Source organism: Snodgrassella alvi (assembly GCF_002777425.1).
Taxonomy (GTDB): Bacteria; Pseudomonadota; Gammaproteobacteria; order Burkholderiales; family Neisseriaceae; genus Snodgrassella; species Snodgrassella alvi_B.
Window position 1 is genome coordinate 1 of sequence record NZ_MDVC01000009.1, and the last position, 13600, is coordinate 13600.

A 13600-nucleotide genomic window follows, 5' to 3' on the forward strand; every position below is an offset into this window, starting at 1 on the left:
GAAATTGAAGTATTACCTAAAAATTTATCTATTGGAGGTAATTTAAATTTAGAATCCACAAAAATAAAAGTATTGCCTGAAAACTTATCGGTTGGTGGTAAGTTGTATTTAGATATAGATAAAATACAAAATATAGCTTATTCGCAAAAGTGCGAAGATAGCTCACAAACAATTTTTGCTTGTTGGGTTAATAACGGATTCGCTATTCAAATGAATGACTTTTTTGGCACATTTCATGAGTTTGAAAATATGGTTGATGCAAATTATTCAGAAGAAATTGCTATAGAATACAAAAAATTGGCAAGAACATGTATAAAAGAGTTAACTGAAAAATTAAAAATACTGTAGTCTTTATTTAGTAAGGTTATTAAAAGAGCAAACATATCTGAGAAGAATGCAAATAGAATTTAGACTATGAACCACTCGATAACGTCAGCGGCATCAACTTTACCGCCGGCAGCAGTGCCGAAATTACCCACCGCTTCAAACGCGATGCCATCGGCCGCCTGATCGGCAAATACACCACCGACGGCAACACCGCTTACCAGTACGACCAAGCCGACAACCTTATCAAAGTCGGCTACAAAAAAGCCGGCCAGCCTGCTGAAGCTGAACCCGATATCATCACTTTCAGCTACGACCAACTGAGTAACCTGCTGAACGAAACCACCGCACAGGGCACCCTCAGCCACCAGTACGACCCTCTGGGCAACCGTATCGCCACTACCCTGCCGGACGAGCGCACCATCAACAGCCTCTATTGAGATTTAAATCTAAATGTTAATCAATTAAGGAATAATCAGCATGAGTAAAGTTGATTTGAATAAAGTTGCTATTCAGCTATGGATAGGCAATAATTTTTCTTCAGATGAAGAATATCAACACTATTTTGAAGAAATAGAAGATATGCCCTTTGATTTAGTTACACCGTCATGCTTATTCTGTGCTGATATAGGCGAACTTGTTTACATGACAAATCGGCTTGTTGTACCTGATAGACTTTCTTCGCCTCAAGATATTAATTTGATTATTGATAAAATAGAAGTGAATGAAAGTGAAAAGAAAAAAATTCGTGAACAATGCATTAAATTAGGTATCACAACAGCCAATGCGGTATTCTGGTATGTAAATAACGATTATTCATTAAATTTAGAGGTACAAAAACCTTATAAAGAAAATTATAACGGACTTAAATATATAGGCGAATTTAACGCAGATACTAAATATCCATTCAATGCATTTGATCCAACAAGTGATTCCCACCTGTGGATAGGAACAAACCATATGCCGCTTGATGAGTTCAACCAATATTTTGAGCTGGATTTTACTGAAGAATTAGGTAGTCCTGAATATAAAATTTGTGGCTTTTGTAAAGATACAGGTAATGAATGGTACGACGAGGATTTTATCGGCTATCCAGAACCGCTGAAAGAGGAGGTTGACATTGCAACCCTTGTTGACCAATTGATTACCACTGACTTGGACTGCAAGAACCAGATAGTTCAGACCTGTAACAAACTGGGTATAACTAAAGCAAATGCCGTAATTTGGTATACGGCTGAGAGCAAGTATGATAGTGACTTCAAACTTCAAAAACCCTATAAAGACAGCTATAACGGTCTTAAATACATAGGAGTGTTTAAATTCTAATATCAACACGCAAATAGTTGGTAAGCTTTACACTAATCTACCACACAAGCCTGAGTCTTATCGCTCAGGCTTTTTAATTGAATTAATCTCGCAAGCTATTTTAAGAATATAATTATTACAGCCGACTGCAACGCAAACAGATTCGGCGCAATCAGAATCCCATCCTGCCTGATATCCTCTTTGCCGCCGGCAGCAATGCCGAAATCACCCACCGCTTTAAACGCGATGCCATCGGCCACCTGATCGGCAAATACACCACTGACGGCACCACCGCCCACCAGTACGACAACCTCGACCGACACAGGCAGACCGATTACCGCTATGATCACACCGGCAGAATCGAAGGCTGCCGTAATCAGAGATACTGGGAAACCCTGCAATACGATGCCGCCGCCAACCTGCTAGACAGTAAACACAGAGAAGAATACAACAACCACAACCTGATTCGCTGTAACCAGCTCCTGCATTTCAGAGGACACCACTACAGCTACGACGAGCACGGCAGAACCCAAACCAAACAGACCATCGGTGCCACCCAGCACTATCACTACGATGCCGAACATCACCTGAGCGAAGTACGCATCGAACAAACAGACCGCAGCCAGCGTTACGTCTATAATGATCTGGAAAGGAATTTTTACAAGCAATGCGTAAGTGATAAAATGGAATATTACAAGCTGACTGGATATTATGGTTATCTGTTAAAAATAGAAGAATGGCTAACGACTAATACCTAAAGACCTTATAAATAAAGCATTAAATAACATAACGCCAACTGAGTATAAAACAATGAAACAGGTAGTGTAATTTTCTACTTGTTTCGTGTACTGAGTATGGGATATTTATATTGCGACTTGCAGTTTGATGATATGGCTTTATTTGGGTTGCTTAATCTTCCGAAAGAATGGCTGGCTTGACCGAGTGCCCATGTTGTAGCAGGCCGGAAAATATATTTTTATACTTTTGGCAAATATTCACGTGCTAACCAGCGAATCTGCATTTGTGCACCTGGTAGTAGTTGTTGTAATTCAGCAACTGCTGCTTCAACCAGCAACTGCCCGCACATGAAAATATCAATGGCAGCATAGTGATGCTCCGGCCAAGTATGAATGCTGATATGTGATTCTGCCAGTAACAGTACACCAGTTACGCCGCCGCAGCCGCCAAAGGTATGAAAATGGCTGGCCAAAATATGCGCCTGCGCCACCTGTGCTACCTGAACCAATACTTCTTCAATGGCAATGGCATCCTGCAACCAGCTACTGGTCAGTTGATATACATCTAGTAGACAATGTTGTCCTATAGCCTGATTAAGCTGCATTATTTATGCCACCGACCGCCACTGCCACCATAATAGTGGCTATCAGTAGAAGTACCAGCTTCTTTATCGCTGATATAGATAGCATAATTGCACCAAGTAAATATGATGACAATCAGGGCTGCTAAATAAGGGTTATATTTTTTGGCACTATCTGTAGATTCAAATATACCCCATGTCCAATAAGGAATTTTTACAAGCAATCCGTAAGTGATGAAATGAAATATTAATGACGTGATGCCAAACTCATTATCATCCAGTCCTCCTATAAATATAAATATCGGTAAATTCAAAATAATAAATAAAACCATCCAAAATTCAACAGTACGAACATCAATGTCGGGTTTAATGAAAGCTTGCAAACGCCATTTTCTGATATTACCTATAGTAAAATCTTTTGCCTTGAGTCTTTGATGTTCATGGACGATTTTAACGGCTTTATCAGCTGGCAGTGGTTTTGCCTTGATGCTGATATTTTTATTACCCTGAAACCATGCGGCTACCAATGAGGCCGGAATACTGCTGACAACCGACCACGACTGTTCGTTACGGGTTAGCGTTGTGGATAACTTACGCTGTTCACAGCCATAATCGACGTAATACATACTGTCGCCCGGTGCTACCTGCCAATAAAAAGCACCAGCAGCATAAAGAACCTGAGCAGCATAATCATAAAGAAAAGGAATTTCATCCTTTCTGAAATCAATTGGCTCTAATGGTCTGTTTAAGGCAGGCCAGTCATCAAGTGTTGAAGCCAGTGCCCATTGATTGTTTTCCAGCTCCAGCAGCCATAAAAACCCTTTTTTGGGGGAATAGAGCAGATATTCCGTCCAGCCAAGCGTTTCTGCTTCAGTTTCCTCATGCTCGGCTACTTGAATATATAAAGGTACTTCCTGCATGACTTTATTAACAGGTACTTCATACAGTACCATCGCGCCCAGTACCCACCAGCTTTCATTGCCAATCCGTGCTCTGCTGCCGATTTTAATGGTCAACTGACTCTCTTGTTGCTGGCGCATTTCACTAGTCGCGTGCAGCTGGGCAGTTTCTTCACCCATGTCCAGCTGACTACGGCAATACTGGCACACAACATAATCAGCAACGCCACTTACCCAGCGGATTTCGCCACCGCAATTAGGACATTTGCCTCTTTTGGCGCTGCCCTTAACATGACCCGCACGGGTGCGAATCTGCTCGGGTGTACGGATATTTTGCAAACGCAGTGATTTTAGTGCTATACCCTTACCAGCAAATACCTGCGGCTGAACCTCTCCGTCTGAATAATCCAGCGTGATAAAAGATGCACCATTGCGGCAATCGGCTACCCGAGCAGTTTCAGACCGCGGTAAGGGTATAGGCAACTCCCCCTCGGCAGCATACTGGCCACGCTGGATATTCCGGATATCGGCAACGGCATAACGGCGCTCTTTGTATTTGAAAAAGGTATTACCAATTTTCAGGCTGTTGAATTCAGGCAAGGCACGAAGATCAGGCAGTGCTGGTTGCAGACGGGTGAAAACAAAGCGGTCGTTGGCTTCGGAAAGCCACGCACTGCTACCATCATGCATCAGCGCATGCCATTCATTCCACGAACCGGCATCGTAATTAACCTGCATGCGCCCGATCAGGGTAAATGGTTTGCCCTGCCACACACCGGAGGTACCGATTTGTAGTGGCGACAAATCATTTAAAACCGCAGAATGGCGGCCAGACTGAACCAATTTATTCTGATTAATTAATAAAACAGAATGACAATAACCACAAACAGCAGTTACAGCGGTAGCTGAATGAATGCCGATTTCAGCCCCGCAACTGGGACAGGGACTATGCAGTAGATAGGAAGAACTGTTCATACAGCCAGTTAACCAGTAATTTTTTTGATAATCTCAGCTTTGGCAGTATCGTAATCATTCTGGCTAATCAGGTTTTGCTCCAGCAGGGTTTTGAGTTGTGCCAGTTTGGCAGTCAGGTCTGTGGCAGCGGTTTCAGCACCACCAGCAGGTGCAGCCGGTGTGGCTGTGGCACCGATAATACCTGAGGTCATGACATTGGCTATATTCATTCCTGCCGCCAGCCCAGCGCCGATACCGGCAACACCGCCCTCATTCTGGGCAGCCAAGGGGATGGCCTGTGCAGTCTGATACTGAGTATAACGTGCCATATCGCCAACTATACCCATACCCATGCGTTCATCCAGACGCTGTTGCAGGCTTTCGGGCAGGGTAATACTTTCTACGGTAAAGTTTTCCAGCTCCAGCCCGATGGCGGCAAATGCCGGTTGCAGCAGAGTAGTCATTTGCTGTGACAGCATCAGCTGATTGGCGGCCATATCCAGAAAAGGAATATCAGAACTACCAAAAGCGCTGGCCAGCTGGGTAACAGCCAGATTACGTAACTGCTCTTCCAGTGTTTCAGTGCGATATTCCTCACATACGCCGCTTACTTCGCGAAAAAACACCGCCGGTTGAGCAATACGGAAGGAATACATACCAAATGAGCGCACGGAAACGGCGCCGAAATCACTGTCGCGAATGGTAACCGGCTGTGCTGTGCCCCAGCGTCTGGATAGCTGCTGGCGCATGTTGAAAAAGTACACATCAGATTTGAATGGCGACTGAAATAATTTACCCCAGTGTTTCAGGTTGGTGAGTAACGGCAGGTTCTGGGTATTCAGAGTAAACGTGCCGGTGCCAAACTGGTCAGCAATGGCTCCTTCATCCACAAACATGGCATTCTGGGATTCCCGTACTATCAGGGCAGCGCCATTCTGGATTTCCTGATCCTGTAACGGGAAACGCCACATTAATACCTCGGGGTCGGGATTTTCCCACTGGATAACGTCAATAAATTGTTTCTTGATGAAGCCACCCAAACCATTACTACCAAAAATTGAATTCAGTACCATTGTTCGTATCCAGATTTAAAAATTTGATTATTAACTTAATGCAGCAGCATTGAGAATACCAATAGCTACAGACAGGCCAAAAAACAGAATGCCAACTGCGATATTATTGTTTGCCAGTTCCTGATTGGCTTTGGGAATAAGCAGAGTGGCAATAAAATACACCAGAATCTGCACAATCATGGCTGCCACGCCCCAGATAATGAAACTGATCAGGCTTACTGATTGCAGCATGCTGGAAATCAGGGTGATGCAAAAACCGGTCATGGCGCCACTGAGTGAAGTAGCACAGGCTATATTGCCCTGTTTAATTAATTTCAGCTCAGCTACAGGAGTGATGCGCAGGTAGACAATAATAAACCCGATTAGCAAAAGCAGAGCAACAGCGAAGTATTTTAAATACTGCAAGTACTGCCATAAGGTAATTGCCATATTTCATTTTCCTGATTATTTCTGCTCTTAAACATACCGTATAATAATAGTTTTGTATAGTATGTTTTTACTTTAACCAGTAATAAATTAACAATTGAATCTGCACAGATTGTTCTGTAGCCGGAATAGCTTGGATTCCGGCCATTGTTATGGGCTAGCAAGGCTGCTTTACAGTAATGGCAGGGCTTACTTGTGAAACTGGTACAAATCACTGTACCTGCAATATTAGAAATCAATAAAGGATAAATTGTGAATCCTGCATTAATTGTGTCGGTGTTTGTGGTAGCCAGTTGCGGGCTGGCCTATGAGTTGATTATGGCGGCACTGGCCAGCTATCTGCTTGGGGATTCGATACTTCAGTTTTCGTCGATCATTGGTGTGTATATGTTTGCCATGGGTATTGGCGCTCATCTGACCCGTTATATTCATGACAAGGATGCGTTAAGCCGCTTTATTGATATTGAAATTCTGGTGGGCATTGTCGGCGGTATTTCTGCACTGCTTTTATTTGTGCTGTTTGGTTTTTCCGCTGCTCCGTTTCGTTCGGTACTGTATGGGCTGGTGCTGATTATTGGCATCATCACCGGTATGGAACTGCCGCTGGTGATGCGGGTGCTCAATTTGCGTGAGGTTGAGTTTAAGGAAGTGGTTAGCCGGGTACTCACCTTTGATTATCTGGGTGCGCTGGCCGTTTCGCTGCTGTTTCCGCTGATTCTGGCACCGAAGCTAGGCATGGCCAGAAGTGCTTTACTGTTCGGGATTCTGAATACAGTTGTTGCGCTATTAACTGCGCGCCTATTTAAGAAAGATTTGCACCATTATCGGCACTTGTGCCTGCGTGGCAATATAGTACTGCTTATTCTGCTGCTTTTTTTCTGTTACGCCAATCAGATTACCAACAAGGCTGAAGAGCATTATTTCGGTGACCCTGTGGTGTATAGCACGGCTTCTCCTTATCAGCGGCTGGTAATCACCAAATGGCATAATGATACCCGACTGTTTATTAATGGTAATTTGCAGTTTTCTTCCGTGGATGAAGCACGCTATCACGAGGCACTGGTGTTGCCAGCGATGGAGCAGAACCCAAGGGCTGCTAATATTCTGATACTGGGCGGCGGTGACGGGCTGGCGGCGCGCGAAGTGCTGAAATATTCACAGGTTAAACAGGTTACGCTGGTTGATCTGGATGCCAGCATGACCAAAGTATTCCGCACGTCGGCACAACTGCGCGAACTCAATCAGAATTCACTCAATCATCCGAAAATGCGCATTATCAATGCCGATGCTGCACAATGGCTGGAACATAATCAGCAAAAATTCGACGTAATTATTATCGATTTTCCCGACCCTGCCAATTTTTCTCTGGGTAAGCTGTATTCTGTACCGATGTACCGCATGGTGGCAAGGCATTTAAATCCACATGGCAATATTGTGGTGCAATCCACTTCACCCTATTTTGCACCCAACGCTTTCTGGTGCATTGTCACTACATTGGAAGCGGCCGGACTGAAAACCCTGCCCTATCATGTTTATGTTCCTTCCTTTGGTGAGTGGGGCTATGTGATGGCCAGTCAGGAGGGTGAGTTTCTGATTCCCAATGATTATCGTGTACCAACCCGGTATCTGGATGCTAACAGTACTCGCGAAATGTTTAACTTTCCGAAAGACATGCAGCGACGTGTGGTTGAAGCCAATCATCTGAATACGCAAAAGCTGGTAGAATACTTTGAAGCAGACTGGCGTGCGGTGATGCGCTAAGGGAGTATTAAGGATGAAAATCAGTCGCCGCCGCTTTCTCGGCCATGCACTCGGTGTCAGCATGGTGGGATTAACCAGCTACGAGGCGTGGCGTTATTTTGTGCCCGGAAGACCGCCAATTAGTGTGGATTTTCCGGGCAAGGCGATTGGCCATGTTATTCGTGATGCACAAATGCACCCGCCTGCAAATATCCCCACACGCTACGCCAATACGGTGATTATCGGCAGCGGAGCCGCTGCCTTATCCGCCGCTTGGCAATTATCCAAGGGCATGCAGGACTATATCCTGCTTGATGGTGCGGAACGTAATGGCAATAATCGCGGCGAAAGTCAGTTTGGCGTGGATTATCCAACCGGCGCTCATTACCTGCCCCTGCCCTCGCCCGAGTCTGAACACATTCGTGAATTACTAGGCGATTTACAGCTTTACCAGCATGGGTTGTATGATGAGCGTGCCTTGCTGCAAGTGCCCAATGAGCGCTTATTTTATCAGCAGCACTGGCAGAATGAACTGCTGCCACGCCGTGATGCCGACAGTGAACGCTTTTTTCGCTTTATCCATCAACTCAGCAATCAGCGCGGCGCCGATGGCAAACGCCTGTTTACTATTCCGCTGGATTTGTCCAGTACCGACAGCCACTGGCGCCAACTGGGACAGATAACATTTGCACACTGGCTGCAACAGCAGGGTTATCATTCACCAACATTATTATGGTATCTGGATTATTGCTGCCGTGATGATTACGGACAGGGTATCAGCCAAATCTGTGCCTGGGCAGGTTTACACTACTTCTGTGCACGCGGTAATGAACAAAATGAGCATGGCTCAGTGCTGACATGGCCACATGGTTTGCATGAGCTGTCGCAACGAATACGCGCATTCTGCCGCCTGCAATCACTGGAGAGCTGGCCGAAAAGCAGCCAGCCATTTAAGCAACCATACAGTATAAATGCCTTTGTGGCTTCGATTGAAGAACATGCACAGGGTGTGCGCCTGTTAGTCTGTACCGGCCAGCAGAAATATTTCTGGCTTGAAGCGCGCCATGCCATCTGTGCCATGCCGCTGTATATTGCTGCACATGTGGTTAAGAATATTCAACAGTATGGTTTTAAGCCCGAAAGCCATATGCCGCAGTATGCACCGTGGATTGTGGCTAATTTCCTGTTACGCGGAATGCCACCAGAAAGCAGGGGCAGCAGGCTGGCATGGGACAATATTCTGTATCAGGGTGCGGGGCTGGGTTATGTAGTGGCTACTCATCAGCAAATCCGGCAAGGGCCACCGGCTTATACTTCTTTTACGGCTTATACGGCACTGAATCAGGATACACCGGCCAATGTGCGCCGCTGGATGCTGTCTGCCTCTCCCGAGGAGATTTACCAGTGTGCCGCAGCGGAGCTGGAACAGATTTACGGAGTAGCCTTGCGCCGGCGCATACTACAGGCACGTTTAAGTCTGCGCGGCCACGCCATGGCGGTACCGCAGCCGGGCTATCTGGCCAATCAGGGCTTACAGGCACTGCGTTCTTATACGGGGCGTTTACAGTTTGCTCACAGTGATTTATCCGGTTATTCGATTTTTGAGGAAGCCTGCTACTGGGGCAAGCGTGCAGCAGTACAGATACTGGCACAGCAATAATCAACTGATCCTGTAAGGTGGCAAAAACTTTCGCACCTTTTTGCTAATCATTTTGCACCGCGCCAACAATTTTACTGGCGTATTCTTTTGTCAAAAAGATAAGTTTTTCTTAGACTTTTGCTTGCGCCTCTAAATATGCAAAAATATACCGCTTAAACTCTTGCATAAAAAAATTGATATATTTAAATAAAATCAACATACAAATCAATGCAAACATCTGCATACTCATTTGCATATTCGCACTTATAATAATGTAAATACTCCCCACAGATCAATCTAAGTCAGCCCATTAGGCGCATACTGATACAGATTAAACCCACCCAGCAACCCAATCGGGTCTGGCTGGGTAAAGCGTCCTATATCCGGATCATAGTACCTGAAAGTATTGTAATGTAAGCCGGTTTCTCTGTCTAAATATTGTCCCTGATATCTGAGGTTTTGCTCTACTGATTCGTGTTCGATTTCATGAATCCGCTTTCCCCATAACTGAAAGCTGCATCCCCATAGTATTGCACCGTTTGCATCGGTAAGCTCTTCCGGGCAGCCGTTCAGGTCGGTGTGGAAGTAGCGGATATGTTGTTCTTGGTTGCCGTCTGTGTCTATCCGCGCCAGTGGTTCGTAGTTATTCTGGTCTGTGTAGATATACAGGCTGGTAGGGTGATTCGGGCCGGTTTCCTGAATCATTCTTAAGCCGTCCCACAGGAAGCGGGTACGGTTATAGGGTTGGCCTTCGCGGTCTATCTGATGCTTTTCGATACGCCGGCCAAGGGCATCGTAGACGTAGCCGTAACGCTGGCTGCGGCCTATTTGTTCGATGCGTACTTCACTCAGGCGGTGTTCGGCGTCGTAGGTGTTTGCTGTGTTTTTTGCTTGCCAATCGGTCTAGGTTGTCGTACTGGTAGTGGGTACGCTGCTTTAGGGGGTCGATAACGCTGCGCAGGTTGCCACGCTGGTCGTAGTAGTAACGCCATGTGCTGCCGTCGGGGTCGACGCTGATGGTGGGTAAAGCCCAGTGTGGCAGCCACTGGGTCTGGGTGGTACGGCCAAGGGGATCGTAGTATGCTACACTATAAAAAATGTAAAACTTTCACGACTGATGAAGCAATGTAACAAGCATCAGAAAAATGAACAATGCTGGTTAGAAACTAGAAATATGTAATAATTAATATACTATAGAAATAGGTGACATAATTAACTGTCACCTATGGCAATTAAATATATAAAATTTAATAGGATCTAAAATAATTAATAGACTTCATCTAATCAAAATAATACTATATTGAAATTATTATATATTTATTTGAAAAATGCTGCTTGATTTTTAACTGACGCTATTTCTACAAAAGACCTTCTTCTTTAAATTTGGCAAGTACTTCGCGCCCTTTTTCAGATAATTCCAGTTTTTTTAAATAAATTTTAAGTCTATTTTCTGATGCTGTAAAAAAAACCTTTGAATATTTGAGCATTGAAGATAATGTTTCATCAGGAAAAGGAATGTTAGGATTGTTATATTCATCTTCATCAGGATCATAATCATTTTCAACTTCACTTTTAATAATCATTGATAAAAATGCATCAAACGAATTTGCAACAAACTTCAGATTAGTATTTTGTTCTAGATAACCATTTTTTACAGACATGTCAAAATAGAGATCATTAACTTCATGATCCCAATAATAAACTTCGCCATTTGGGCTTAAGCAAAGTAGATCGCCATAATTAAGTGTTGCTACAGCAAAATAATTCTCAGGTATTCTATTCAGATATGTATCGTTAGTAGCTAATAAATCTTCTCTATTTTCTTTTGAAAAACCCAAAATGACCTCTAATGGTAATGATTCTCCATCACAATCAATACAGTAGTCAAAATTAACTTCAGTATCAAAAACAACTACATTATATTTTTTCAAAAAATCAATATAAGAATTGTTTGAATCTATTTTTAACTGTAACTTTGAAATACGTTTATCAATGTTTTTTGGAACATTATATTTTGATTTAAGCATGCTAACTCCTAAAATATTACCCATGTATAAGAACGGATGCACTGCCTGTATGAGGAAAGTTGTTATGCAACTCCGCATCCAAAAGAATCATATAATCTTTATCGACATGATGCCAAACCTTTCCAGGAGGAGCTTTGTCACCAGAATAACCAATTTGTTCATTTGCTATCTTATTATCATGTGCTCGATTACCATTAAATTTATTTGATGTTGCATATTGTTCAGCATACGGGGAAAAATCAGCAACACCATCTTTACTATATGTTACAGCACGTCCTTTATGATCATAAAAAGTTACAGAACCATCTGCATGGTATGTTGTTTTAGAATGATCTAAGTTTTTATTCTTTTTTGAAGGCATTCGATTTTTTCTAGCTGTTCCACATTTAACCCATCCCCACGGATCAATCCAAGTCAACCCATTAGGCGCATACTGATATAGATTCAACCCACCCAGTAGCCCAATCGGGTCTGGCTGGGTAAAGCGTCCTATATTCGGATCATAATACCTGAAAGTATTGTAGTGTAAGCCGGTTTCTCTGTCTAAATATTGTCCCTGATATCTGAGATTTTGCTCTACTGATTGGTGCTCAATTTCATGAATCCGCTTACCCCATAACTGAAAGCTACATTCCCAGAGTAATTCGCCGTTTGCATCGGTTAACTCTTCCGGGCAGCCATTCAGGTCGGTATGGAAGTAGCGAATATGTTGTTCTTGGTTGCCGTCTGTGTCTATCCGCGCCAGTGGTTCATAGCTGTTCTGGTCGGTATAGATATACAGGCTGGTAGGATGATTCGAGCCGGTTTCCTGAATCATTCTTAACCCGTCCCACAGGAAGCGGGTACGGTTGTAGGGTTGGCCTTCGCGGTCTATCTGATGTTTTTCGATACGTCTGCCAAGGGCGTCATAGACGTAGCGGTATCGTTCGGTTTTGTTGAGCTGTTCGATGCGTACTTCGCTCAGGCGGTGTTCGGCATCGTAGTGATAGTGCTGGGTTGCGCCGATGGTCTGTTTGATTTGGGTTCGGCCGTGCTCGTCGTAGCGGTAGTGGTGTCCTCTGAAATGCAGGAGCTGGTTACAGCGAATCAGGTTGTGGTTGCTGTAGTCTTCTCGGTATTTGCTGTCCAACAGGTTGGCAGCGGCATCGTATTGCAGGGTTTCCCAGTATCTCTGGTTACGGCAGCCTTCGATTCTGCCGGTGTGATCATAGCGGTAATCGGTCTGGCCGTGTTTGCTGTGTTTTTTGCTTACCAGTCGGTCGAGGTTGTCGTACTGGTAGCTGCGTTCGATGAGGATATCAGGCAGGATGGGATTCTGATTGCGCTGTATCTGTTTGCGTTGCAGCCGGCTGTTGCGGTCGTATTTGAACTGGGTGTTCAGGCGTCCCTGGGTGCGTAATACTTCGCGGTGCAGGTTGTCGCGTTCGATGTCGCTGATGATGTTGCCATCGATATTTATCTGGTGCAGGTGGCCGGAACCGTAATAGAGGTTGTTGATGGTGCGCCCGTCCGGCAGGGTGGTGGCAATGCGGTTGCCCAGTGGGTCGTACTGATAGGTGGTGGTGTCGGGGGTATATTTGCCGATAACACGGCTATAGGCATTATAGCTAAAGTCAAGCCTACTAGAGACTAAACAACTGGTTTTATTGTCACAATTGGTTTATTATTTTTAACCATCTATTTTCTTTAATTGTTTTAAAAACACAATCAATATAATCCTGTCTATTTATAATAAGTAAAGGACAATCCTATTTTTCCCTACTAAATATTCTTTTAATATATTAATGGCATAAATAGTCAGGACCTACATCAAAATATTTACCTTATTTAGGTAATTAAATATTATTTAATGTTAAAAATATTTAATTTATTAATTTTTATTATATGAGTATAAT

17 protein-coding genes are annotated in these 13600 nt (G+C 44.0%); 7 read left to right on the plus strand and 10 right to left on the minus strand.

The features are described 5' to 3' along the window. The coding region (locus BGI33_RS12995; RefSeq protein ID WP_218965106.1) for a hypothetical protein at positions 1 to 348 on the plus strand (348 nt) is incomplete at its 5' end. Between the two features lie 59 nt (positions 349 to 407). Here BGI33_RS12995 and BGI33_RS14315 read toward each other — a convergent pair. Continuing rightward, complete coding sequence (locus BGI33_RS14315; RefSeq protein ID WP_257378927.1) at positions 408 to 692, minus strand: hypothetical protein; 285 nt, start codon at positions 690 to 692, stop codon at positions 408 to 410. A 112-nt stretch (positions 693 to 804) separates the two neighbouring features. On the opposite strand from BGI33_RS14315, the gene BGI33_RS02550 reads away from it, so the two are divergent. Further along, on the plus strand, positions 805 to 1650 hold the full coding sequence (locus BGI33_RS02550) for an immunity 22 family protein (RefSeq protein ID WP_100089826.1): 846 nt from the start codon (positions 805 to 807) through the stop codon (positions 1648 to 1650). 95 nt (positions 1651 to 1745) lie between these two features. On the opposite strand, the gene BGI33_RS02555 is transcribed toward BGI33_RS02550, so the two are convergent. The 6 genes from BGI33_RS02555 to BGI33_RS02575 form a co-directional block, all read right to left on the minus strand. Continuing rightward, complete coding sequence (locus BGI33_RS02555) at positions 1746 to 2030, minus strand: hypothetical protein (RefSeq protein WP_100089827.1); 285 nt, start codon at positions 2028 to 2030, stop codon at positions 1746 to 1748. A 21-nt stretch (positions 2031 to 2051) separates the two neighbouring features. Next, positions 2052 to 2240 carry a hypothetical protein gene (locus tag BGI33_RS12845; RefSeq protein WP_143557109.1) on the minus strand — a complete coding sequence of 63 codons (189 nt, stop codon included), beginning with the start codon at positions 2238 to 2240 and terminating at the stop codon, positions 2052 to 2054. A gap of 365 nt (positions 2241 to 2605) precedes the next feature. After that, on the minus strand, positions 2606 to 2971 hold the full coding sequence (gene speD / locus BGI33_RS02560; RefSeq protein ID WP_100089828.1) for an adenosylmethionine decarboxylase: 366 nt from the start codon (positions 2969 to 2971) through the stop codon (positions 2606 to 2608). Next, positions 2971 to 4821: a DUF4178 domain-containing protein gene (locus tag BGI33_RS02565; protein ID WP_100089829.1), complete on the minus strand. Its 1851-nt coding sequence runs from the start codon at positions 4819 to 4821 to the stop codon at positions 2971 to 2973. The genes speD and BGI33_RS02565 overlap by 1 nt, the downstream gene beginning before the upstream one ends. An 8-nt stretch (positions 4822 to 4829) precedes the next feature. Then, the gene (locus tag BGI33_RS02570; protein WP_100089837.1) at positions 4830 to 5840 is read right to left on the minus strand and encodes an SPFH domain-containing protein; all 1011 of its coding nucleotides are present in this window, start codon (positions 5838 to 5840) and stop codon (positions 4830 to 4832) included. A gap of 63 nt (positions 5841 to 5903) precedes the next feature. Beyond that, the gene (locus BGI33_RS02575) at positions 5904 to 6302 is read right to left on the minus strand and encodes a DUF350 domain-containing protein (RefSeq protein ID WP_100089830.1); all 399 of its coding nucleotides are present in this window, start codon (positions 6300 to 6302) and stop codon (positions 5904 to 5906) included. A gap of 249 nt (positions 6303 to 6551) precedes the next feature. Here BGI33_RS02575 and BGI33_RS02580 point away from each other — a divergent pair, with 249 nt between their 5' ends. Both BGI33_RS02580 and BGI33_RS02585 read left to right on the plus strand, forming a co-directional pair. Next, positions 6552 to 8060, plus strand: coding sequence for a polyamine aminopropyltransferase (locus BGI33_RS02580; RefSeq protein ID WP_257378928.1), 1509 nt, complete (start codon positions 6552 to 6554; stop codon positions 8058 to 8060). A gap of 13 nt (positions 8061 to 8073) precedes the next feature. Further along, entirely contained in the window at positions 8074 to 9699 is a 1626-nt protein-coding gene (locus BGI33_RS02585) for an FAD-dependent oxidoreductase (RefSeq protein ID WP_100089832.1), read from the plus strand. Between the two features lie 276 nt (positions 9700 to 9975). On the opposite strand, the gene BGI33_RS02590 is transcribed toward BGI33_RS02585, so the two are convergent. Continuing rightward, entirely contained in the window at positions 9976 to 10383 is a 408-nt protein-coding gene (locus BGI33_RS02590; protein ID WP_180296964.1) for an RHS repeat-associated core domain-containing protein, read from the minus strand. 39 nt (positions 10384 to 10422) lie between these two features. Here BGI33_RS02590 and BGI33_RS14320 point away from each other — a divergent pair, with 39 nt between their 5' ends. Further along, entirely contained in the window at positions 10423 to 10629 is a 207-nt protein-coding gene (locus BGI33_RS14320; RefSeq protein ID WP_257378929.1) for a hypothetical protein, read from the plus strand. 407 nt (positions 10630 to 11036) lie between these two features. Here the strand turns inward: BGI33_RS14320 and BGI33_RS02600 are convergent, their stop codons facing one another. Further along, complete coding sequence (locus BGI33_RS02600) at positions 11037 to 11705, minus strand: SMI1/KNR4 family protein (RefSeq protein WP_065583012.1); 669 nt, start codon at positions 11703 to 11705, stop codon at positions 11037 to 11039. A 16-nt stretch (positions 11706 to 11721) separates the two neighbouring features. Next, positions 11722 to 12522, minus strand: a complete 801-nt coding sequence (locus tag BGI33_RS02605) for an RHS repeat-associated core domain-containing protein (protein ID WP_100089834.1) — start codon at positions 12520 to 12522, stop codon at positions 11722 to 11724. A gap of 39 nt (positions 12523 to 12561) precedes the next feature. On the opposite strand from BGI33_RS02605, the gene BGI33_RS02610 reads away from it, so the two are divergent. Next, a complete protein-coding gene (locus BGI33_RS02610; protein ID WP_100089835.1) occupies positions 12562 to 13104 on the plus strand; it encodes a hypothetical protein in 543 nt (180 codons plus the stop codon). A 9-nt stretch (positions 13105 to 13113) separates the two neighbouring features. Next, positions 13114 to 13338 carry a hypothetical protein gene (locus BGI33_RS14325; RefSeq protein WP_257378930.1) on the plus strand — a complete coding sequence of 75 codons (225 nt, stop codon included), beginning with the start codon at positions 13114 to 13116 and terminating at the stop codon, positions 13336 to 13338. Positions 13339 to 13600 lie beyond the last annotated feature (262 nt).

Coding starts and splice junctions, on each gene's coding strand:
- BGI33_RS02550 (WP_100089826.1), top strand. CDS start 805: ATGAGTAAAGTTGATTTGAATAAAGTTGCTATTCAGCTATGGATAGGC.
- speD (WP_100089828.1), bottom strand. CDS start 2,971: ATGCAGCTTAATCAGGCTATAGGACAACATTGTCTACTAGATGTATAT.
- BGI33_RS02565 (WP_100089829.1), bottom strand. CDS start 4,821: ATGAACAGTTCTTCCTATCTACTGCATAGTCCCTGTCCCAGTTGCGGG.
- BGI33_RS02575 (WP_100089830.1), bottom strand. CDS start 6,302: ATGGCAATTACCTTATGGCAGTACTTGCAGTATTTAAAATACTTCGCT.
- BGI33_RS02585 (WP_100089832.1), top strand. CDS start 8,074: ATGAAAATCAGTCGCCGCCGCTTTCTCGGCCATGCACTCGGTGTCAGC.
- BGI33_RS02590 (WP_180296964.1), bottom strand. CDS start 10,383: ATGATTCAGGAAACCGGCCCGAATCACCCTACCAGCCTGTATATCTAC.
- BGI33_RS02600 (WP_065583012.1), bottom strand. CDS start 11,705: ATGCTTAAATCAAAATATAATGTTCCAAAAAACATTGATAAACGTATT.
- BGI33_RS02605 (WP_100089834.1), bottom strand. CDS start 12,522: ATGATTCAGGAAACCGGCTCGAATCATCCTACCAGCCTGTATATCTAT.